Consider the following 21,411-nt stretch of genomic DNA (forward strand, 5'->3'; position numbering starts at 1 on the left):
AATAAATAATGAACACTGAGACAAGAATTTAGCGATCGCACCTTTTTTAGCCGACCTCACAAAATCGCATTGCTCCCAGATGGTAACTTGACAGTGCAGTGGGGCAGAGTCGGTTATCAAGCGCAAACCAAAGTTCACACATTAGGCAATCATCAGAGAGCGGTTAGTAAATTTAACAATCTGGTAGCCGAGAAAAAAGGTAAAGGCTACCGCGAAAGTCAGCCAGAGATTGATGCTAACCGCACTGTTGCAGACATTAGACGAGCTATTCAATTGTTGAATATTATCCGTCCGGCTGTTGCTCTCCAGAATTTTGGTGATACCTACATATCTGCTCTTAATGAATATCTGAAAATTGTCCCAACACCTTTGGGGATGCAGATAAATTATCACAGAGTTTACCGCACAGTAGCAGACATTGACTATCAGCAAGAATTACTCAATTCTCTGCTAGCGACACCTGCACCACAAGCTGTTGCGGTGGCTGTTGGTCATGCCCCTGAAGCGACAACAGAACACAAGGTTGTCAGTCTCAAGACTATCAGTAAGAACTTCTGGCGACATTTATAAGGTTCAAGAGTGTGACTGGCAAAAAGCTAGCCATGCTCTTTTTTTTTAGGGAATGGATTAAAAGTACTTTCCATCCTTAACTTTTCTCTTACAAAACTCAGCTAACTACGCCATTTGCCGAGCCATTAACTGGGCGAATAGCCCCTCAACAGCAGCTAGTTCTTGAAAATTTCCCTGCTGTACAACCCGACCTGCTTGCAGTACATATATACGGTTAGCATTGCGGATGGTGCTAAGTCGATGAGCGATCGCAATTCTGGTAACTTGTAAGTTATCTAAACTTTCACTAACAATTGCTTGGGTTCTGTTATCGAGCGCACTGGTAGCTTCATCAAATAACAGAATCCGGGGTTTTAATGCCAGAGCGCGAGCAATCAATAACCGTTGTCGTTGTCCTCCAGAAAGATTACCGCCTCCTTCACTCACAACAGTATGCATTTGCATTGGCATGGCGGAGATATCCTCAGCGAATCCCGACATCCGCGCCGCCTCCCAAGCTTCATCTAAGGTAATCTGAGCGCCGCCTGCAATATTCTCGAAAATTGAAGCTGAACTCAACTGACCATTTTGTAAAACAACGCCCAACTGTCGGCGTACCGCATCTACATCCAAGCCAGATAAGTCTTGACCATCATAGTAAATGCTACCCGCAATTGGAGTTTCAAATCCCAATAGCAATCGCAGAATCGTCGATTTCCCACTGCCAGAACTACCTATTAAAGCAATAAACTCCCCAGGTGCAGCAGAGATACTCACACCATCCAGCGTTAGCGGGCCATCACTGCGGTAGCGGAAAGTAATCTGCTCTAAAGTAATATTACCAATCAGCTTGCCCGGATCGGCTTTGCACAGATCCACTTCTGGTATAGTCGAGAGAATAGGCTGGGTGCGTTGCCACTGGGGGATAACTTGCAAGATTTCTGTAACCGTATTACTTAAATCTGTGGTTCCCTTAGTGAAGTTACTAAAAGCTGTATTGAAAGCAAGGAAAGTTCCAAGGGATATTTCAATAGCCCCTGAAGTTTGAGGATTTTCAAGTAGCCTAATAGTAAACCAGAAAAGCACACCATTCGTTAATATGGGCATTACTGTATTAAAAAGCGCAACAGCATCTTCAACCCGTTGTGTACTAAGTTCTAGCTTAATTTGTTGAGTGTAGTTTTTACTCCAAGCGGCAAATGCACGTTCTTCTGCCCCAGCAATATGTAGCTTAGAAATGCCATTAATTAATTGCACCGTCTGCCCAAAAATACTGCCCCGCAGTTCCAAAAGCGGACGTACCTTAGATAGCAATAGTAAACCAGAGACTGTAGTGAAAGCGATCGCAACTATGGCAAAAGCAACTGCAATCAAAGCTAATTGGTAGTTGTAATAAAATAACTGTCCTAAGTAAAACAACGCAAATAGGCTGGTAAGGAGATTGATTAGGGTTCTCCCACTGATTCGTCGGCTGATCGTACTCACAGATGATACACGAGAGAAGATGTCTCCGGTTGTGTACTCTCGGAAAAAGGATACTGGTAAACAGAGCAGACGATCCCAGACACCAGCCTGAGTGGAAGCATCCCCAGCCGTTTCAATCCGCAGCAGAGCAAATCCTTGAGTTATCTGAAATAGACCTGTCCCCAATGCTGCAACAAGTAGTCCCAATCCTATTTGTAGCAATAATCCCCTGTCGCTATCAGGAATTGCGTTATCTATGATAATTGACGTGGCATAAGGTGTAAGCATCCCTAGTAGTGTGACAGCAATACCCGTAAACAAAATTACTAACAGATCCTGTTTACGTCCTTTAAGTGTGAACCGCAGTATATCAACAGCTTGCAGTACTTTATCAGGTAGAGAGCGATAAAACATATAGGCAACAGGAACCAGCGTTGCAGCTATACGCTCATCCACTCGAAAGCGGGTATGCTCAACTGGATCAAAAATTTCATAACGAGTTGCACTAATTGGTAGCAGTGCTACTGGTCGATTATCTTGCTGGGTATAGGCAACTATTGGGCCAGAATCCTTCTCCCACCAGTTATCTCGCAATAGTACCCGCCGCATTCGGATACGTGAAGCCCGGACAATTGCTTCTAATGGTTCCTTAACTCGCTTGAGGTTTTCAGAACGAGACGGGGGGCAAATCTCTACACCCATAGCTCTCCCTACGGCTCCAGCAGCAACCAACAGAGGAGTACCTTCTAGGAAGAAATCTCCATCTTGGGAACTTAATGTTGATGCTAAAGAGCCTATAGCTTGCACTGTAACTTGACGATTCAGGCGTTGGCGATCGCGCAATCGTGTCATCTCTGCCTGTACTTCCCGCTCATCTAACAGGTTAAGGCATTGTAGCAATTGAGTGTGCAGTTGAGATAACCCAGTCAAAAGGATATCTGAATTTTGGAATTCGCTAGTAGTCTTAGTAGTAAGTTGCACTTCTTCCATTGCTTCTAACCACATTTTGTCAGTCAGGGGGAATGCTGTAGAGGATGAGGTTAAAATTAATTCCTCAAACCCCAGAAAGCGGACAGTCCCTTGATTCAGTTGAACCCAACAGGTGACGCTTGCTTGTGGCTGAAAAGTCTGACCATTGTTTAAGGAAAATCGTGATTGACCCTCAGCTTTTACATGAATTGCTGGCATGGTAATCTGGGACAATACACTACCGATTTGTAACAACCAATTTTCTATCCACGTGATCGCCTTACCATCTCCATTGGTTATTAACTCGCAGTAACATTCCTTATGTATTTGTAGTAATTCAGTCTCACCAATTGGAACTGCCAAAATCTGACGCTGCTGATTACCAGAATTAGCAGCAGTTCCAAAAAGTGCTTCACCTTGGCTAATACTGCACAGATAACGGCGTGTCCCTTCAATAGAGCCATCTTTAACTGTGACGGCAAACAAAGCCATAGAGCCAGACTGAATTATCCACACCCGTGAAGGGTCATCCAGTAGAATCGGTTCATTGCCATTAACTATATAAACTTGTCCCTGTATTAGCATTTTAGATTTTAGGTTTAGATTTTTAAATTTTTTATGGTAATTTACTGCTCACCGTCTCTACCCTTGAGTGCCCAGCAAGCGCGAATATGCACCATCCACTTGCCATAATTCTTTGTGAGTGCCAAGTTGTACTACCTTTCCGCGTTCGAGGACGATGATTTGATCGCAGTCGCGGATAGTACTTAATCGGTGAGCGACAATGATGTAGGTACATCCCCGACGACGGAGATTCTGGTCAATGATTTGTTCTGTTTCTGTATCTAGAGCGCTGGTGGCTTCATCCATAATCAGGATTGAGGGATTATTCACTAAAGCACGAGCGATTTCTAAGCGCTGTCGCTGTCCGCCACTTAAATTAGCAGCACCTTCTATTAGTTCGGCATCTAATCCACCGGACATAGAGAGAATTACATCTGCGATCGCCGCATCAAGACAAGCCCGCATGAGACTTTTATCTGGTACAGTAGTATCCCACAGAGTCAAATTATCTCTAACCGTGCCGCCAAACAACAAAATTTCCTGCTCGACCATTGCAACAGAATTTGTAAGCAGTTGTTGGGGAATCTGCTCTCTAGGTTTACCATCAAAGTAAACTTCTCCCGCCCAAGGTTGATAAAGTCCGCTTACAAGTTTAGCAACGGTAGATTTCCCAGAACCGCTTCCACCTACCAAAGCTACTCGCTGTCCCGGCTTAATTGACAGGTTAAAGTTTTCAATTAGTGGCGGTTCCAGACGGCTATAGCCAAACGTAATATTCTGCAATTCCACATATCCCTGCAATTTGGGAACAAGATAAGCAGATGAAGAATTTACTCCCCCTGCCCCCTGCCCCCGTTCGGCTACGCTCACGGCAAGCCTGCTCCCTGCCTCCCCTGCCTTCCCAATGGGATTATCCAGCACATCATCAAGGCGAATTAAATTACCTTCCAGTTCTTGAAGAGTTGTACCAAAGTTGACCAAATTATTAACAGGCTGCTGAAAGTTAAGCATCAAACCTTGAAAGGCTATAAGCATTCCGATGCTGAGATGTCCATCCATAACCCGTAATCCACCGACAACCAACAACAACATCGAAGAAAGGGCGGATAAGAGCGTGGGTAATACTGAGAATGTCTGATTTGTCACCCCCAATTCTTGCTGGGAATTAAGAGCCTTAGTATAATAACCTGACCACCGGGAAAAGAAATCTGACTCTAACCCTGATGCTTTGAGTGTTTCTATACTTTGAAGCGCGGCAATAGATACACCAGCAGCTTTACCATATTCTTGAATCAATCGTTGATTCGCGTCTACACGTTGACGAGAAATTAGTTGCAAAGTTAAGACATTCACGGCAGCAAAGCTAACTACAATTAAGGTCAGCACCCAGTCATATTGCACCATAACCAGGGCATAAAAAAACACCATAAATGTATCAATGATTGTAGTTGCTAATCGTCCCGCCAGAACATCAGCTACTTGGTCATTGAGAGTAGTACGATTACTGATTTCTCCGGCAAATCGTTGGGCGTAAAAGCTAACAGGTAAGCGGAGGATATGCCACAGGAAGCGGCTGGACATACCGACAGCTAACTTGATTTTCAAGCGGCGCAGGTAGCGTAAACGTAGTAAAGTTAGCGAGCCTTGGAGTATAGCAGCGATCGCCATGCCCACAAGCAAAGGACGCAACCATAACTGCCGTCCCTCCACCAAGATGTCATCTACAAACAGTTGGCTAAACACTGGTATTACCAGCCCAACTACAGTTAAGAAAAATCCCGCGACTATGCAGTAAATTAAGGCATCCCCAGCGCCTTGTAACCTTTTGGACAGCGATAAAATCATGCTGGGTTTACGACCACCTTTGACAAACTCCGCGCCTGGTTCCATTACCAGCACCACTCCGGTATACCCCTCGTCGAATTCCTGTAAAGATACATGGCGCGGGCCTGTACCGGGGTCATTGAGATAAACTCGCTGTTTATTCCATCCCTCTACGACAACAAAGTGGTTGAAGTTCCAAAAGATAATGTAAGGTGGTCGCAGTTCCCACAATTGCTTGAGTTCTTTTTTAAAGCCTTTAGCTTCGAGTCCATAGTTTCTCGCAACTTTCACCATGTTAGATGCTTTGCTACCATCGCGGGAAACTCCACATTCTTGACGCAGTTGTGGTAAAGGCACAATCCGACCGTAGTAACCTAGAATAATTCCCAAAGCAGCAGCTCCACATTCCACTGTTTCCATTTGTAGAAGAGTAGGTGTTTTTACCCGTGTGCTTCTGCTCGGCAGTAATTTTTGTAAGTACTGCCAAGGATTAAACAGTGTTACTAAGGTAGATTTAGTAGATACCACTGACAGACCTCAAGATAGGTAAAACGAAAGTGATGGGAGCGCGTTCTTCTACCTTGACTCGTGCAACAGTAGTAGTTCCAGAAGAAACAGTCAGTCTTGGCCCTGTAGAAGAAGACCATTTATAGCCGCTTGGGGTGCTGGAATCTATCTCTAAGTCAGAAAATATTTGTATCAAACCATCTTTTTGTTGAGATACTAGACCTTCCACCACCTCTGCATTACCTACCTCCGATGCAGCTGCTTCTTTTGTAATCGGAAAGCGCGAGATATTAGTAACATTTGCAACGATACCGCCAAATCGTTCCCGCTTGACAGTTTGGGGAGTAATTTGGATTGTCATCCCTGGTTTAATTTTCTTACCTTCTGCTACAGGGAAATAAGTAACACCAACTAACTTGCTTTTGGGGTTCTCCGCCTCGATAGTTGCCAAGCGTGTACCAGCTTCAACAACCTGCCCTGGTGTCAGCGTGATTTCTAAAATGCGTCCGCTATATTGACTAATGATTTGACTGTTGTTGCCTAATTGCACTTCTAATTGAGCAATTTCCCGCTTAACTTCTTGAATCTCTTTTTTCCGGGTAGTGACGCTTTCTAAGTCTTGTTGAGCCACAGAAGCCTGTTTACTATCTAATTCTTTTAACTGAGCTTGCAGGTCAGAAATGGTACTCAAGTTTTCACGGTAATCTTTTTCTGTTTGAGTCGTTTTTACATCCAGTTCTTTCAACTGATTTTGAATATCAGAGATTTTTTCCAGGTTTTGCAAATATTCTTGTTCAGCCGTGAGAGCTTCATCACCAGAAATCGCGCCTTCTTTTTTGAATTGTCTGCGAATTTCCATTCTTTGGAGGAAAACAGGGTTCAAGGCTTGGGCTTGCAAAAGACGTTGCTGTAAACCTTGACGTTGCTGCTCAATTGAGGTGTTGCCTTTGGTTTTGAGCAGAGGTGTGATGGTTCGCAGTTCCAGTATACGTTGTTGGAGGTAGTGGCTTTGTTGGGATTGCGATCGCTTTTCTTGTTCTAGTCTTTGCCCTTGTAATGAACCAACCGCTTGGTCTTGTAAATCTAGTTGCGTGAGTTTCGCTTGTTGCTGTTGCAATTGCTTACGAAGTTCAGCTTGGTCAATTGTTGCAAGTACTTGCCCTTTTTTGATCACATCCCCAACTTTAATATTGAGAGCCATTAATTGCCCAGCGCTTTTTGATTGCAGAGGCACAACATTGCTGGGGTAAATAAGTACGCCTTGACCCTCAACGGTGATAGGGATGCGTCCGTAAATACTCCAGATAACAGCTACTCCTAGTATGGAACCCAAGGCGACAAGAAGTAGCCAACTTCTAGGGTTGACTACCTGCATCAACTGGTCTAGTCTTTCTGGGGAAGATAGACGTTCTAGGGATTCTTTACGAAATATAGTGTGCTTTTGATTTAACATTTATCCTCATGTAAGTCTAAAAAAAATCAACCTCCTATGGCATCTCAATTAGTTTCAATTTTCTAGGATATATAACTAATAATTTTTACGGTTGTGGCTCGTCATCTAAAACCCCCTTATTAAACATCAGATTCAGAGACTGGAGTACACTAACCGAGGGAATACCGCAGACATTGAACAAGTAGGTAATGTCTTTTACCGTCTTGTCCCCTTTGTAGATGATCTCTCCTAACTGTTTTAGATAGGGATCATTACGAAACTTAAGAGTTAGAAACCTTGTTGAAAGTTGAAAACCGTCTGGTAAACTTTGATATTTAAAATCAGGACGAAAACGGATGCGATCGCTTAATCTAAGAGTCAGGGGCATATGTTTGTTAATCATTCTCTCAAGCAAAATTCTTAAGTCATCAACATTGGCAAAAGTGCCCTCGTCATAAACTCGATAACCATTTGGCCATTGGTTATTGGCAGGGCAAGGGCTGATAAGTTTGACACTTCGGTCAACCATGTTGAATAAAAACCCTGTGACGCAGGCATTAGTTCCTGGCAGGGAATCATCAAGCTCTTCATGATTTTTTTCTGCCTGCTGTTTGTTGTACTCGCGCATACGCCCAGCATTGGCTTTAACAAAGCCTGTTTCTTTATTTTGGAGTACTAATCCGACAAAAGCTAATTCCTCTGAGCTAAATTCCTCATGAATTTGGTTCAACATTTTTAAAGAAAGAATTGAAAAACGATTCAACTTGCAACCTTTTTCAAGCGAGAGTTTTAGTAGCGATCTCGTTCGAGTGGGAGCTTTTAAGGGTTGAGTCGTTGTGGTTTGGGGAAACACACCCAAAATATCGTGAAAATCGCACAAAAATCTTTCATAATCTGGGTTGTCAAGCGGATCAGTTGCCCAGTAACAAAAGCCTGCTCTTGCTGCTACCCCGAACATATCTCTCAACAATTGAAGCACTTCGCGCCATAACTTGGCATTTTCTTGAGTATAAAAAAAAATATCGCTTAGACTAGGAGCTGAGACGCTACAGAACCAGCATCCGACCGAACATCCCTTGCTGAGTTCAAAACAAATAGGAGAATGTACAGTTTGTTCATCAAGTGACTTAGCCATCTGACTGGCACCACGAGCTATCTGGCGCTCTCGCCAAGCTTTGTAACGTGGTTCAGTGCTGTAAACTGCTAACTTACTTGCTTCACTATGACTTGCTTTATGAAAAAATTCTCGACAACGTTTTGCAAGCAGAGGAAGTGCTTCTTCTCCGCAATTTTTTGGCTCCCACAAAGGTTTAATTACCTCACAATCAATGTCGAGATTGTAGGCACCAAGAGCTTGATGTGGATCAGTTAATACATACTGTTTAAAGTTTGGATCTGCTTGCCATTTTTCAAAAATACGCTTGACCTGACTGTAAAGTGTGAATTCTTTCGCTAATTCTTGGTCAGATAGTACCTTAATCCAGCCTAATTCCTTCGGGTTTCCGCTTTGCAAAAACTTTCTTAACTGATTAATACTAACTAATCTTGCTTGATCTTCTAATGTATGCTGAATACTCGTTTGCATTGTAGCAAATCTCCTTCTAAACTATTAATCGGGATCAAAGAGAGAGGATAGCTTCGGGTGCCCCTATTTTGTCACTCTCGGAAAACAACAATCGAAGCAAGATTTTGAAGCTTTCATTAAGTCAAGCTTTGAGCCTTTATTTTCTAATAGGAGTTGAAGTTTATAGTCCCCAACTGGAAATTAAAGTCCTGAAGGCTTTCAGTGATTAGATTACGCCAAAGTGATAAAAGAGAATTATCCATCGGAACTACTCCTAATATCTGTTTTAAGTTTTCTTTACTAACGCTCTTCCATCACTCTGGTTAAAGAAAATCTCAGCCAACTTTTAAACAAGAGACAGAAACTGGGTTCCGAGCTTTCTTTTCTAACATTATGGCTAGAATCATCAGCTTTGCCTGAAAGTCTTACGTAGCAAAGATTATTGTTTTTCCTCCGGAGAGAGTGATGAAAGAGCGCTAATTTCTTCGTTAAATATTGGTAGCAACATGGGGCTGAGACTTGATTGGTAGCTGCTCATCACTTCAAAGTTTTAGATGATGTAAAGCTTGCAACTGTGGCTCTTCGTCTAACACTCCCTTATTGAACATCAGATTTAGAGACTGGAGCGTATGATCTGACGAAACACCCCAGATATTTAACAAACTAGCAATCTCTCCAGCAGTCTTATCCCCCTTAAGAATGATTTCTCCTAACTCCTTTAGGCAAGGATCATTCCGAAACTTAAAGGTTAAGAATCTTGTTGACAGTTGAAAACCGTCTGGTAGACTTTCATATTTTAAATCAGGACGGAAACGAATGCGTTCGCTATATCTAACTGTGAGGCACATATGTTTGTCCATCATTTTCTCGAGGAGAATTTTTAAATCATCAGCGTCAGTAAAAGTGCCCTCATCATAAATCATATACCCCAGAGGCCAGTGCTCATTGGCATTGCAAGGGCTAATCAACTTGACATTTCGATCAACCATGTTGAATAAAAATCCAGAAACACAAGCACTTGTTCCTGAAAGCGAATCATCAAGTACTTCATAATTCTTTTCTGTTTTGCGTTGGTTTCGCACACGTGCACGTCCGCTATTAGATTTAGGAATGCCGGATTCTTCATTTTGGAGTACTAATTCAACAAAGGCTAACTCCTCTGGACTAAATTCCTCATGAAGTTGGTTCAACATTTTTAAAGAAAGAATTGAAAAACGATTCAACAGACAACCCTTCTCAAGCGATAACTTTAAGAAAGAGCGTGTCCGCGCTGGTTTTTTCAAGGGCTGAGCCGTGGTAGTTGGGGGAAACACTCCCAAAATGTCGTGAAAATCACATAAGAATTTTTCATAGTCTGGGTTGTCAAACGGGTCAGTTGCACAGTAACAGAAGCCTGCTCCTGACGCAGACCCAAGCGTCTGTTTCATTAATGCCAGCACATCACGCCATAGCTTTGCGTTTTCTTGGTTATAAAAGAAAATATCGCCCATTTTAGGGGCAGCTACACCACAGAACCAGCAGCCAACAGAGCATCCCTTACTGAGTTCAAAACACATTGGAAAATGCTCAATCTTACGTTTACCGAACTGACTTTTACAACGAATAATCTGCCGCTCTCGCCATGCCATAAAATAAGAATCACTAAGAGAATCTGCAATATGTCTTATATGATCACACCAGCTTAATTGAGCATTAGTAAATTCTTGGTAACTCTCTGAAAATATAGTGAATGGTACTGCTTGACCTTGTTTTTGAGTTTGTTCTTTATTACCTAAAAATTCGATTTTGTTAAGCTTGATATCCAGATTGTGGAGATCAACGGCTTTATATGGGTTGGTTAAAATTTGTTGTCTGAAATCTGGATCTGCTTTCCATTTATGAAAAAAACGCTTAATCTGGCTAATTCGTATTAATTCTAATGTTAATTCTGCATCAGAAAGTTTTTCAAAGGAATGAAATTCTTTTGTTTTCCATTCTTCGATAAGCTGTCTTACGTGGCTGATATTCATAAAGAACCTGCTGTATAGTTATCTCAATTTAGAAAAAATTTAATTAAAACTACATAGGATGGTGTTACTTTATAATAACAAGGGCGTTGTTTTAAAATAGGCAGCCTTAGAGGATGTTTGAAAAGTCCTCTTGTCGGTATCAAAAATTTTAGATCCCCTTAAATCCCCCGATAAATTGGGGGACTTTGATTCCGGTTTCTCTTCTAAAAAAGGGAGGTTAGGGGGGATCTAAAGTGCCTAAAGTCACAGCGAAGCACTTTTCAAACAACCTCTTACAACCACGGCAAACTTTGGTAATTTGTCCTGTCCTTGTAACTGCATCGCAATTTTATTAGCTCAACATAAATTTTTTACTTCATGATTAAGTGCAATTTACGTAAAAGTGGGTTTTGCTAATCGCATTGAGTAAATAATAAAAAAATCTAGATACTAAATTCATTTTTATTACTAAGCAACTCAATACCCACCGAATACTTGTCAGTTAAGGGGAAAAAAGGGAAAGAAAAAACCTTTAACCCAAAGCCAGTAGCCTTTGCCCTAACCCAAATTCCAGTTTAAAATCCTTAACTGAGCAGTATTGAATACCCACCAATCGATTCTTTAGTAGGCTTGGTGGATAAAGGTTGCTTTTTTTAAAGGGCTTCTAAATGGGGTGTGCTTGTTACGACGAACCAACTACTTGAAACTATACCCCAGTCGCCGCCAGCTACTACCTCTAAGGCCTCGTCAGACAGTTCTCCCTCAACACTAGCCACCTCTGGCTTCCGAGGTAATACCAGGTAAACAGTATTTGCAGACTCTTCAAGCACCTGTATTTTGAGGCTTTCCGGAATTTCTTGACCCAATTCTCGAGCATAAACGGCTTTTGGGTCACTTATTAGTTCTTGTTTGAACGCTTCATCTTGCCAAGTTTTAGCGATTAGCTTAGATTCAAACTCGTGTCTGGTTGTTGGTTGAGATGTTTGTTCGTACATATCAAAATCCCTTAAGTTCTATATGTTATGTAGCTTAAACAATACACAAATTAATTGCAATGCACAATTTTTAGTTTTTGATTTTTTGAATTAGGTTTAATACAAACTTTAGTAGTTTATAAATTCAAATTAATCGCATAAAGAGAGAAAGAACATAATATAAATATTCATGAATGTACTCATTTATCTAATCTGATTTTACTTGATAATAAAAAGGATTTTAACTTAGGCTTAACCGCATCAACATCCAATCAAACCTTTTCCTGCGAGTACCACATAATCTAAGACACTATCATTCAATTTATCCTCATATCCCACTATGTTTTCAGCCAATAAGTAAGCTTGGCTATAAATATGCCTATCATAACCAAGCTGACTCCGCATTCCTTATAATCTATAATAAAGTAGCGATTATACGGTAAAAGCGCGAAGCCAAACTAATATTTTGCTGCAAAGCTACTTTTGAATACAATAGAACTCTTGCATAAATATTTTTTGGTATAATTAAAGGCTAGTTTTTTTGACGTTAGAGAAGTTCAAATAGCCATCAATAATTAGTTTAGGACGGCGGACTGGCTTCTTTTTCTTTTTTTCATCAGCTTTCACTACATCAACCATTAACTCAAAGGTTTGACGGCTTACTCCAGTCCCGAAGCTTAAATTTTTTCGCAATTAAGTGTTTAGCTTTCTCTATTTTCACTGCTCCTCAAAGTCCTAATTGCAAATCGCTAAACCCTCAAGCATACCATAAAAAACTTTTGCAAAAGTTCTAATGGACAAAATTTAAGTAAAACTAGATTTTTTATTTTGCTTTTTGTTAGTATGAGTTCGGTAGCCGATAATCTGATGCGCTTTACGCTCAGGAATTCAACTTACTATTAACCGTCCTAACATCCAATCAAATCTTCTCCCCGCGATCGCCACACCATCTAAAACCCTATCATTCAACTCATCGTCATATTTTGCACTCTCAGCCAATGATAAGCCTTGGCTATAAACCCGCCTACCATAACCAAGCTGACTCAACATTCCTTGTAACCTTTGAGAAAGTAAAATAGCGATCGCTCGATAAAAACGAGATGCAAATCCGATATCTTGCTGTAACTTTGCGGCCATTTGTTGTCGGTCAATTGACAACACAATTGACTCTTTGATCGCTTTAACAGTTGCAGAAGGCAGGCGACCATCAATAAAAGGTGTTTCTCCGATAATTTCGCCTTTCGATAACCTTGCTATTTCTCTCCCAGAAACTTCACCCCCCTCGATCGCAGCAAAAGCACGAGCTAAAGGATTATGCTCATTTTCAGCAATAGAAAGAGACATTGCTCCATCTAAAAGAATATACAGTGCATCTACAGTCCCTCGTTCATGGATGAGTGTGGTATTAGCAGGAATTTTTTGCTGAGTTCCACAAGCCATCATCCAATCGATGTCACTATCATGTAATTCTCCCATCACAAACAGCACATCTCTCAAAGGTTGACCTTGTGCTAGGCTGCTACGACCAAGTTGATTAATAGTACTTTGAATTCTATCTGAAAGCATAATTGCGATTGCCCGATAAAAACGCGATGCAAAACCCACATCTTGCTGCAATTTGGCTGCTAGTTCTTGCTGAGAAATTGACATCACTAGCGATGTTTGAATAGCCTTTACAGTTGTGGCTGTTGGACGAGTAACGAAGGGAATTTCCCCTACTACCTCGCCACTGAATAATCTCGCAATCTCACGACCAAATACTTCATTTCCTTCGATGGCTGCAAAAGCGCGAGTTAGAGGATTATTATCTGGTTGAGAGATGCTAACTGTTAAGATTCCATCTAGCAAAATGTGTAGAGAATCAGTAGCTTTCCCTTCTTGGATGAGTAGAGTACCAGCAGCAATCTCTCGACGATGGCCTGTAGCAATCATCCAATCAATGTCACTGGTAGTTAATTCTTTAAGCAAAACTTCTGTCATAACTAATACCTATCGATTTTTTAACAAAACAGAATTTAGAAGTCAGGAGTCAGAATGGGCTAAACCTTAGCTATCCGCTAACAGAATTTAATTCTGTGTAACTGGCAAATGAATAAAGGGGTTTAAGTCTCCTACAAAATTGAAAATTTGTTTGTCTAAAATTTGTTGGATACGAAAGTGCGCCTCAACAGATGCCAATTCTTCTAATGTCAAATAGGTCAATGTCATTAACATCAAAGGTTGAATATTAATGTCTGTTAACCTACTTGCATTCTTAGTGTGAAAGTGCTGCAAATTTTCGGCTGCGAACTTCACCAATGCTTGCAGAATTTGAAAAGCTTCATCAGAAAGTGAAGGTTTACCCCGGTAGTTTTGCAATCTCCCTCTCTCTCGATAATTGGGAAACGCCTCCAACCCTAAAAAACGCAAGAACCAATCGGCTCGATAATCCCCCGTAGCGGCTACAATGCCTCTGTAGTCGGCAATTAACTCGTCGAATATATTGTTTCGCATTGAGTTAAATAAGCGGCGTGTGAAGTAGTGGCTACATTCATGTTCCAGCCGAATTGTCAAGGATAAACGCTGCCATTCTCCTTCTTTAAGTCCCATGTCGCTGGCTGAAACATTACTATAAAAACCATCACTCAAAATAATGAACTTATCCTGATAAAGCTGTTTTTGTGGTATTAATCGTTGAAATTCTGCTATCCAACTACTTTCCAAGGAATTAACAGAATTTTCAGCTTCCCATTGTTGGCGATACTGACGAATCCTATCCCAGTTATTAAACCCACTGACTATACAAGCTCCCATAGATGCAGGAACTAACTGGGGTTCATTTCGCATTGTCAGGGCTTGAACTAAAGAAACAAAGTCATTTCGGTTTCCAGCTAACAACACGGGAATGGTTCCAGCCAAGCTTTGATGTATTATTAATTGAAGTTTTTCAGGTTTCTGCAAGACTAAACCAGTCGCCTCTGGCATCCCATCGATTGCAACACCCCGACGAGTAGCAGACTGATATACTTCAGTCTGACTGATGCCCTCAATTATGGGGAATCGGAACTGTACCAATCGCTGTTTGAGTGTCTCAAATGCTCCTATATCTCTGGCTGCAACAGCATATTCTTTCCAAGCAGCCACATGGGGTTCTGGGGTCAGGGGAAATTTGACTGGATAGGTTAATATATCGTGATTAAAAACAGTTTGGTTATATACCAATAATTCCTCTCTCTGAGCAGCAGTAGCTCCAAAGTAAGTGAGGACATTAGTACGAAATAATTGTTGATTAATCATAAGCGGCACCGAATAGCTCGTCGTAGACATCGGCTTCTGAAAGGGAAAAAAGCACAAGACTAACGACTAATTACTAAACCAGCAATCTGATTTGTAATTCCTTTGATAGTCTGGCTGATTGGATGCTGAGGATAGCGTAGACAGAAAATACCGTGACTGGCTAGCTGCACCATCTCTGACGATAAGGGCAAAATCCCAGCCACAGGAGCGTTGTAGATTTTCTCTACCTGTTGTTGCAAGTCAGTAAAATTTAAGTTTGGTAGCACTTTATTGATTACCAACAGCATTTTTGATACCTTTAACTTCCGAGCTACATCCACAGTCACAGCAGTTCCCTGAAAGTCTTGATGATCTGGACGTAAAAGGATTACTAGAATATTAGAAATCCCAATGGAAAGTAAGGTTTCTTCATTTAAACCTGGATGTGTATCTATTAAAAGGTAGTCTAGTTTCAAACTGCTAATGAGTTCCTGAAAGCCATCATTGAGCCGGACTACATCATATCCCTCCCGAAGAATCCTGGCGATTTCACCAGTCTTAATACTACAAGGAATCAAGAAAAGGCTACCTTTGATAGTATCTGTATTTCCCTGCTCTGCAATTAAAACATCAGTAACATCATAGGCAGCGTCTTTGATATTACAGTATCCCCACAAGTAATCATTGAGGGTACGTTTAATTTTGTTTTCATTCATCCCGAAAATAACATGAATTCCTGGTGATTGGATATCAGTATCGACAATACCTACACGTTGTCCCTGAAGCGCTATATTAGCCCCTATATTGGCAATTAAGTTTGATTTACCAGTGCCACCACGGAATGAATGAACTGCGATAATCTGTGCCATAATTTACTTTATATTCCTTAATTAATAGTCATTCTATTCTTTCCCCTTTCCAAACTCTCAGTCTGATCTTAATTACGAATTACAGATTATTTGAAGGCGATGCCTACGGCGGTAAACTACGCTCTTTCAACAATTCCACCTGATTCTGCAACCTCTGATAGTACTGTGTCTCGGTTTCACTAGGAATTACTTCGTGTTGTTTAAGTTTTTGGATCTTTTTTTGTAGCTCTCGAAAGTGTTCATTTTCGGTGATTTCTGCAACCTGGGTGGCTCTTTTGGTTTCGTCAATCTCAATCCGAAGTTCCTGAACCTGCATTTTCAAGTTCTGATCTCGCCTCCTCACTTCTTCAGCCATCTCTAAGAAAATACGCACTAATTGACCGACATCATCTTGTGTACGACTTAATTGAGCCAAACTCTGCCGTAATTCCAGCACATGAGAATCAAAATCATCATCCTCTAGTGCTTGGGCTGCAACTGTCAAAGCGTGAATTGGTCGGGAAATATTCAATCCCAAAAGCAGCCCGATGATTGCCGTAATTCCCCCAACAATCACCACACTGCTGCTATTGAGCCAAATCAAGCGATTCATAGGTGCAGTAAATTCTGCTTTCGGTTGGCTAACTCCTAATACCCAAGGTTGCGTTGCTAAAGGTGCAAAGCCGACTATTTGCGGCTGCGATCGCGGCAATGGATAGGTGATATGTCCTGGCTGTTTAGCTCTCACCATCACCTTTAAGTCGGGAATGTCCAAACTCTGAGCCTGATCTACACCGTAGTGTTTGTTCTGAACAATCGGCTTTAGCGTCTTAGTTGACAGTGGAAGCAGGTTATGGTCAGAAACCGATGGATCGGAATGGCTAATGATTATTCCCTGTTGGTCAATCAAGAAGGCACTGCTGTGAAAGCCTATATCTAAGGCATTAGCATTAATAGTTGTCCAAATATTTTCTCCCCGAACATTAAGTAGGGTGGTTCCCACAATTTCCCCATCAGGCGATCGCACGGGTTGCGAGAAAAACATTCCTGGACTTTTGGTTGTTTCATCCCCTAAGATGCTAAACCCATAAAAGTTCTTTTGAATAGTGGAGTAGTTTTGACCAATTAACTTTGGGTCTGTGGCAGCAACGCACTGACCCTTTCTATCCATCAGCAAGACACTATGAATGTCTGGATGTGAACGGAAGACAGTTTGTAGTGTCGATTGCAGGTTAAAGCGGTGATTTTCTCGCTTTACTGATGTATCAGCAGCCAGAAAATCCATCACATGACGATCACTACTGACTTGGGCAACCACACGATGGTGGTCAATAATTAATTGGTCAAAGTGGCTAGCACTACTGCTAGCTAACAGTTCCAGTTTGCGGTATTCGCCAGCTTCTACACTGTCTAAGCTCTGTTGCAGGTTGTAGTAGGCGGTGAAGATCATCGGTACTAGCACAGCGCAAACCAATGCTACCGAAATTTTAGCAGCGATTGGCCAAGCAAATGGGTTAAGTAACCGATGGAAATGCTTCATTTGAAAAATGCTTGTCAGCTTTAAGGTGTAATACTTAGTGGTGCTTTGAAAATGGCTTAGAGTTTACCGATTGAAAGTTAGATATGCCATTCGGTTTGGGATGTACAGCTTTATTGCTCTACTCCAATTAAGACTAACGGCTGCTACTACTCTAACTGCGCTGGGTCTTTCTCCAAGCTTGAGGTGTAATCCCATGATGTCGGCGAAACTGACGAAAAAAGTAACCTTCATGCTGATAACCAACTGCTTGAGCAACTTGGCTCACGCATTGATCGGTTTCTAGCAGTAGAGTCCGTGCTGCTACCATTCGGCGTTCAACAATCCAATCATTCACTGTATATCCTGTATTGCGTCGTACTAAATCTGTCAAATAAGCCGCGCAGTAACCAACGGCAACAGCAACATCACATAAACTGATTGGCTGATTATAATTTGCCTCAATAAATTGAAAGACTTGGCTGAGTTGAGGATTACTAGGAAACATCGTTAGTAAACTATCTGGTGATCTAGCAGTATTGGCAAGGGCTTGTTCTGCAACTATCTGAAAATCAGCAGTGCAATGCTTGTTCATAAATGCTTTTTTAGTTTAAGCAGTAATGATCCCTAAATTGATCAATTTACTAAGAAATCTGTTGACTTTCTTGAGAGCGAACAAAAAATACTTTCTCTATAGTGATATTACTGTTTCATAATTTTTGCAAGTCACCCATTTTAACTAAGCTTTTATACCTAGTTAATTTTAACTAGTAGTCGAAATCCAAATTTTATGCATTGTATTTAAAAGCTTTCTGATTTATCTTGTAAGCACTAAATTAAGTAATCTTTCTTCCCAGAGAGTAAATACGGCTGGGATACACATTAAAATCATCAAAACCTAATGCCATAGCCAAATGTAATGAAGTACGATCTCTTACCCAAAACCAACTCTCCTCTTTCCCAACCTCAGATATGCATTATTGACCCAGCCTTAGCTCTCTCTGTCCACGGAGTCCCTCTAATTCAACAGTTAGGAGAAGTGATGGAGTTATGGGTTGTACGAGAACTTTGGCATATACTTGACAGTTCTTCCTTTTACTTACAGCATCCAGAATTAATTACTCCAAAAGGAATTAACTCTTGTAGAACACCCAAGCAAGAACGTGTTGCACTGGAGGAAACACTTTGGTCACTTAAGAGATGGGAACAATTCCGTATGGAGAATGACTTAGCAAGACTTAATTTATTTTGGCTAGGAGATAGCCTAAGAGAATCTCTCCTTCCAAAAAATAGAAATCTAGAAATCTTCTGGCAATGGGAAGCGCTGGCAAAATCCCTCGACAGCCAAATTGACGAATCTCAAACTATAGACTATATTTTACCTCTTGCCTTCCGCGATACCATAGCACTGGCTGCAAGTTTAGGTTCTGCTTTCATTCTGACTTATCAGCAAGAAGCAGATTTTGAAAAAAACTTGCCTCCAGAAATTTGCAAAGCTTTACAATTTTGGGGCATTTCTTGTCAAGTTCTCACACCTAGAGATTCTTTTGTCTCAGTAGAGCGAGATTATTTGCGACAATTACTGATTTCTACTGGTACTATCAAATTTCTTTGGGCAGGATTACACTTAACAGTTTTGCATCTGTTCGTGCCAGAATCTCCAAAAGCTAATGTGTTATCCCAAAAGTTACTATTCAGCCCATCTGACTTAGCTGATGATAGGGCAGACAGCCCAAAATTACAAAATAAGCCTTGGATAGGCGCTAGAGGATTTTGGTACTTAGTTTAATTTTTATTAAGTGATATTACTTGATTGGTATCTATAAAATGTTGAATTATTGAATCCGAAATCTTAAAATTTAATTACATCATCCTTTTAGCTTGATCAAGCTGTTAGCACCTAGTGTATAGTATCAGTATTCTTACTTATCACGGGAAATGTTGAAGCAACTATCCAGTGTTATTTTTAGGCAGCCTGATTATTAATACGTTTGTTTACCCTCGGTTTTTATGTTTTTAAATCACGTCTTTGGATTCTTCTGTATATCTTTAAGACTGTGCATAAGAACCAAAAATGTGCTGTATTAACCTGAAAATAGCAGTAATAAGCATAAATCATAAAAATATCAGGGGTTGGAAAAGCTTTAAAACGGTTTTCTTCATACGTCATCTAGATTCCAAAAACATTAAGTTCCTGATCACAAAAGTTTCTGCATATCTTCTCGGCTATAGACCATTCAGCCTGTTAGGTACATATTAGCCTTAAGCCCTTAATACCTAAATTTAGAGTTAAGAAAATCATGCAAGGACACGTTGATCAAACTTCTAGTATTTTTGCTGGAAACTTACTTTCAGATTCCTATGTCATTAGTAAGTTTTTCATAAAAAACTCTGGTTTTCTTATTGTTGCAGTTGAATCGCCTACAAAAAATAGCCAACAGTTTACTTCAGAGGTTATTATTGACACTAGTTCATTTCCTGTAGTTGGGCATTTTGAAGCTGATGGAAATCACTATGCAATTGTAAAAACTCAGAACACACCAGAGGTTATAGATCCTAGCCTAATTAGTATTTTAACAGGACGAGAGTTGCAAATTGCTGCTCTAGTTGGTTTAGGTTCATCTAATAAAAGAGTTGCTAACCAACTTCAAATCAGCGAGTCGACTGTTTCTGCTCACCTACGCCGTATTTTTATTAAGTTAAAAGTAAATAGTCGCTCCGCTATGGTTTACCATTGTTCTTCACTAATTAATCGTTTGCACCAGTTACGCACAACGCAAGAACAAACATCGGCAATTAATCAATCTGGAAACGTTGCTCAATCAGCTATGAACGACCAAACCTTTGATCCCGATATAGCAGAAATTGATCGCTTACTTTGCTCTGCTCTTGCAACTTCAGGCATTACGTCTGATTGATGTTCTCCTGATACTAAGTTGCATTCTGAAATAGCATTTTAAAATGAAGAAGCGGGGGAGTATATGAATAATGATTCTTAATCTCCCTCAGCCTTGAATTACTTAATTCTTTTTGGTGCAATTTTTTATAAAAATTGTCGCAAAAAAGGTACAAACGTTAAGAGGTATCGGAAAGAAGAAGGCGTTAGGCATCCTTAATCCTTCCAATCACCTATCACCCCATCAACAACTGCAATCCCCCACTGCGGAAACTTCGCCAGCAACTTCTTGATCACAATCTGCAAAGCCGGATCATTACTCCAGCACTCCTGCAAGAAGTCAAAAACCGGATTCTGCCCCGAATTCCCCACAACTTTGAGTTTCTGCATACGTTCTGGTCGCATATTTGACCGCGCTACAATCGCCTCATGCGACCATTTTTCAGCACTGGGGATATTTGTCCCTGAATAATTTGAGTTAGTTCATTGCGACTACGATTTGCTTCTGACCAAAAAGCTCCCCAAAAAATAATTAAAATTAGTATAGGCATACCTGTAACTAATGCAGCCGTATTATTAGGCATAGCACCTGCCAATGTCATTGAAATAACTGCACTATACCAGCATAAAAACCAGAATCCTAAAAATGCCATTACAAAAGGATGTGCGTTCATTTGTACATGAATCACTGTTTGATCGGATTTTACTTCAAAGCGCCCTCGAATCACTGGTAAGAAGGAGTTATCGTAGTGAATTATGCGGCTGATTTGAAAGCCTGACTCAGAAATACTTCCTTGATAAGGGGCGTGTTTAGTAGAAAATCTGAATGTTTTCGTAGGTTCAACTAAAGCATTCAGCCTTTGCAGAACTATAGGCAGTGGATCATCTGTCAAAATTGTAAAGCTATCGTAGGGTAACACTTTCATATAGATTTAGGTTGCTGACTAAAAATAAAACTTCGATAATTTGTAATTAATTATGAATCCTGACTTTTCCCGTTAAGTCTCTTTTGCAAGCTGCCAGCCTTCACAAAGGTCGTGTAATTTTAACCAGCCTCGCCA

At 40.8% G+C, this 21,411-nt stretch carries 16 protein-coding genes and 1 pseudogene; 3 read left to right on the top strand and 14 right to left on the bottom strand.

Annotation, left to right across the window (positions count from 1 at the left end; genetic code table 11):
* Window positions 1–93 precede the first annotated feature (93 nt).
* Window positions 94–570: a WGR domain-containing protein gene (locus tag ACEYW6_RS32210; protein ID WP_412983004.1), complete on the top strand. Its 477-nt coding sequence runs from the start codon at window positions 94–96 to the stop codon at window positions 568–570.
* A gap of 105 nt (window positions 571–675) precedes the next feature.
* Here ACEYW6_RS32210 and ACEYW6_RS32215 read toward each other — a convergent pair whose 3' ends face one another.
* From ACEYW6_RS32215 to ACEYW6_RS32270, 12 genes and pseudogenes are all read right to left on the bottom strand, one after another.
* Window positions 676–3,567, bottom strand: coding sequence for an NHLP bacteriocin export ABC transporter permease/ATPase subunit (locus ACEYW6_RS32215; RefSeq protein ID WP_412982989.1), 2,892 nt, complete (start codon window positions 3,565–3,567; stop codon window positions 676–678).
* A 57-nt stretch (window positions 3,568–3,624) separates the two neighbouring features.
* Window positions 3,625–5,898, bottom strand: a complete 2,274-nt coding sequence (locus tag ACEYW6_RS32220; protein WP_412982990.1) for an NHLP family bacteriocin export ABC transporter peptidase/permease/ATPase subunit — start codon at window positions 5,896–5,898, stop codon at window positions 3,625–3,627.
* Window positions 5,885–7,330 (bottom strand): NHLP bacteriocin system secretion protein, encoded by a 1,446-nt coding sequence (locus ACEYW6_RS32225; protein WP_412982991.1) that lies wholly within the window; start codon window positions 7,328–7,330, stop codon window positions 5,885–5,887. The genes ACEYW6_RS32220 and ACEYW6_RS32225 overlap by 14 nt, the downstream gene beginning before the upstream one ends.
* Before the next feature lie 85 nt (window positions 7,331–7,415).
* Window positions 7,416–8,894, bottom strand: a complete 1,479-nt coding sequence (locus ACEYW6_RS32230) for a radical SAM family RiPP maturation amino acid epimerase (RefSeq protein ID WP_412982992.1) — start codon at window positions 8,892–8,894, stop codon at window positions 7,416–7,418.
* A gap of 521 nt (window positions 8,895–9,415) precedes the next feature.
* Complete coding sequence (locus ACEYW6_RS32235) at window positions 9,416–10,882, bottom strand: radical SAM family RiPP maturation amino acid epimerase (protein ID WP_412982993.1); 1,467 nt, start codon at window positions 10,880–10,882, stop codon at window positions 9,416–9,418.
* 632 nt (window positions 10,883–11,514) lie between these two features.
* Entirely contained in the window at window positions 11,515–11,856 is a 342-nt protein-coding gene (locus ACEYW6_RS32240; protein WP_412982994.1) for an NHLP leader peptide family RiPP precursor, read from the bottom strand.
* A 546-nt stretch (window positions 11,857–12,402) separates the two neighbouring features.
* Window positions 12,403–12,556, bottom strand: a pseudogene (locus ACEYW6_RS32245) (IS5/IS1182 family transposase); the annotation flags it as partial.
* 167 nt (window positions 12,557–12,723) lie between these two features.
* Window positions 12,724–13,815: a cyclic nucleotide-binding domain-containing protein gene (locus ACEYW6_RS32250; RefSeq protein WP_412982995.1), complete on the bottom strand. Its 1,092-nt coding sequence runs from the start codon at window positions 13,813–13,815 to the stop codon at window positions 12,724–12,726.
* Between the two features lie 87 nt (window positions 13,816–13,902).
* Window positions 13,903–15,111 (bottom strand): DUF7005 family protein, encoded by a 1,209-nt coding sequence (locus ACEYW6_RS32255; protein WP_412982996.1) that lies wholly within the window; start codon window positions 15,109–15,111, stop codon window positions 13,903–13,905.
* Between the two features lie 59 nt (window positions 15,112–15,170).
* Window positions 15,171–15,959, bottom strand: a complete 789-nt coding sequence (locus ACEYW6_RS32260) for a MinD/ParA family protein (RefSeq protein WP_412982997.1) — start codon at window positions 15,957–15,959, stop codon at window positions 15,171–15,173.
* Window positions 15,960–16,062: 103 nt separating this feature from the next.
* Window positions 16,063–17,478: a cache domain-containing protein gene (locus tag ACEYW6_RS32265; RefSeq protein WP_412982998.1), complete on the bottom strand. Its 1,416-nt coding sequence runs from the start codon at window positions 17,476–17,478 to the stop codon at window positions 16,063–16,065.
* 151 nt (window positions 17,479–17,629) lie between these two features.
* Window positions 17,630–18,049 (bottom strand): helix-turn-helix domain-containing protein, encoded by a 420-nt coding sequence (locus ACEYW6_RS32270; RefSeq protein ID WP_412982999.1) that lies wholly within the window; start codon window positions 18,047–18,049, stop codon window positions 17,630–17,632.
* Between the two features lie 324 nt (window positions 18,050–18,373).
* Between ACEYW6_RS32270 and ACEYW6_RS32275 the strand changes: the two genes are divergently transcribed.
* Both ACEYW6_RS32275 and ACEYW6_RS32280 read left to right on the top strand, forming a co-directional pair.
* The gene (locus tag ACEYW6_RS32275) at window positions 18,374–19,243 is read left to right on the top strand and encodes a hypothetical protein (RefSeq protein WP_412983000.1); all 870 of its coding nucleotides are present in this window, start codon (window positions 18,374–18,376) and stop codon (window positions 19,241–19,243) included.
* Window positions 19,244–19,754: 511 nt separating this feature from the next.
* Window positions 19,755–20,372, top strand: coding sequence for a response regulator transcription factor (locus tag ACEYW6_RS32280; protein WP_412983001.1), 618 nt, complete (start codon window positions 19,755–19,757; stop codon window positions 20,370–20,372).
* A 194-nt stretch (window positions 20,373–20,566) separates the two neighbouring features.
* On the opposite strand, the gene ACEYW6_RS32285 is transcribed toward ACEYW6_RS32280, so the two are convergent.
* Together ACEYW6_RS32285 and ACEYW6_RS32290 are read right to left on the bottom strand one after the other, a co-directional pair.
* Window positions 20,567–20,755: a hypothetical protein gene (locus ACEYW6_RS32285; protein ID WP_412983002.1), complete on the bottom strand. Its 189-nt coding sequence runs from the start codon at window positions 20,753–20,755 to the stop codon at window positions 20,567–20,569.
* A gap of 11 nt (window positions 20,756–20,766) precedes the next feature.
* Window positions 20,767–21,276: a hypothetical protein gene (locus ACEYW6_RS32290; RefSeq protein WP_412983003.1), complete on the bottom strand. Its 510-nt coding sequence runs from the start codon at window positions 21,274–21,276 to the stop codon at window positions 20,767–20,769.
* Window positions 21,277–21,411 lie beyond the last annotated feature (135 nt).

Source organism: Nostoc sp. UIC 10607 (assembly GCF_047228265.1).
GTDB classification, from domain to species: domain Bacteria; phylum Cyanobacteriota; class Cyanobacteriia; order Cyanobacteriales; family Nostocaceae; genus Nostoc; species Nostoc foliaceum_A.

Bases quoted from the DNA above. Each gene is read 5' to 3' on its own strand.
- ACEYW6_RS32285 (WP_412983002.1), bottom strand. From the start codon at position 20,755: ATGCGACCAGAACGTATGCAGAAACTCAAAGTTGTGGGGAATTCGGGG.
- ACEYW6_RS32215 (WP_412982989.1), bottom strand. From the start codon at position 3,567: ATGCTAATACAGGGACAAGTTTATATAGTTAATGGCAATGAACCGATT.
- ACEYW6_RS32250 (WP_412982995.1), bottom strand. From the start codon at position 13,815: ATGACAGAAGTTTTGCTTAAAGAATTAACTACCAGTGACATTGATTGG.
- ACEYW6_RS32290 (WP_412983003.1), bottom strand. From the start codon at position 21,276: ATGAAAGTGTTACCCTACGATAGCTTTACAATTTTGACAGATGATCCA.
- ACEYW6_RS32270 (WP_412982999.1), bottom strand. From the start codon at position 18,049: ATGAACAAGCATTGCACTGCTGATTTTCAGATAGTTGCAGAACAAGCC.
- ACEYW6_RS32255 (WP_412982996.1), bottom strand. From the start codon at position 15,111: ATGATTAATCAACAATTATTTCGTACTAATGTCCTCACTTACTTTGGA.
- ACEYW6_RS32275 (WP_412983000.1), top strand. From the start codon at position 18,374: ATGAAGTACGATCTCTTACCCAAAACCAACTCTCCTCTTTCCCAACCT.
- ACEYW6_RS32260 (WP_412982997.1), bottom strand. From the start codon at position 15,959: ATGGCACAGATTATCGCAGTTCATTCATTCCGTGGTGGCACTGGTAAA.
- ACEYW6_RS32225 (WP_412982991.1), bottom strand. From the start codon at position 7,330: ATGTTAAATCAAAAGCACACTATATTTCGTAAAGAATCCCTAGAACGT.
- ACEYW6_RS32235 (WP_412982993.1), bottom strand. From the start codon at position 10,882: ATGAATATCAGCCACGTAAGACAGCTTATCGAAGAATGGAAAACAAAA.
- ACEYW6_RS32240 (WP_412982994.1), bottom strand. From the start codon at position 11,856: ATGTACGAACAAACATCTCAACCAACAACCAGACACGAGTTTGAATCT.
- ACEYW6_RS32230 (WP_412982992.1), bottom strand. From the start codon at position 8,894: ATGCAAACGAGTATTCAGCATACATTAGAAGATCAAGCAAGATTAGTT.
- ACEYW6_RS32265 (WP_412982998.1), bottom strand. From the start codon at position 17,478: ATGAAGCATTTCCATCGGTTACTTAACCCATTTGCTTGGCCAATCGCT.
- ACEYW6_RS32280 (WP_412983001.1), top strand. From the start codon at position 19,755: ATGCAAGGACACGTTGATCAAACTTCTAGTATTTTTGCTGGAAACTTA.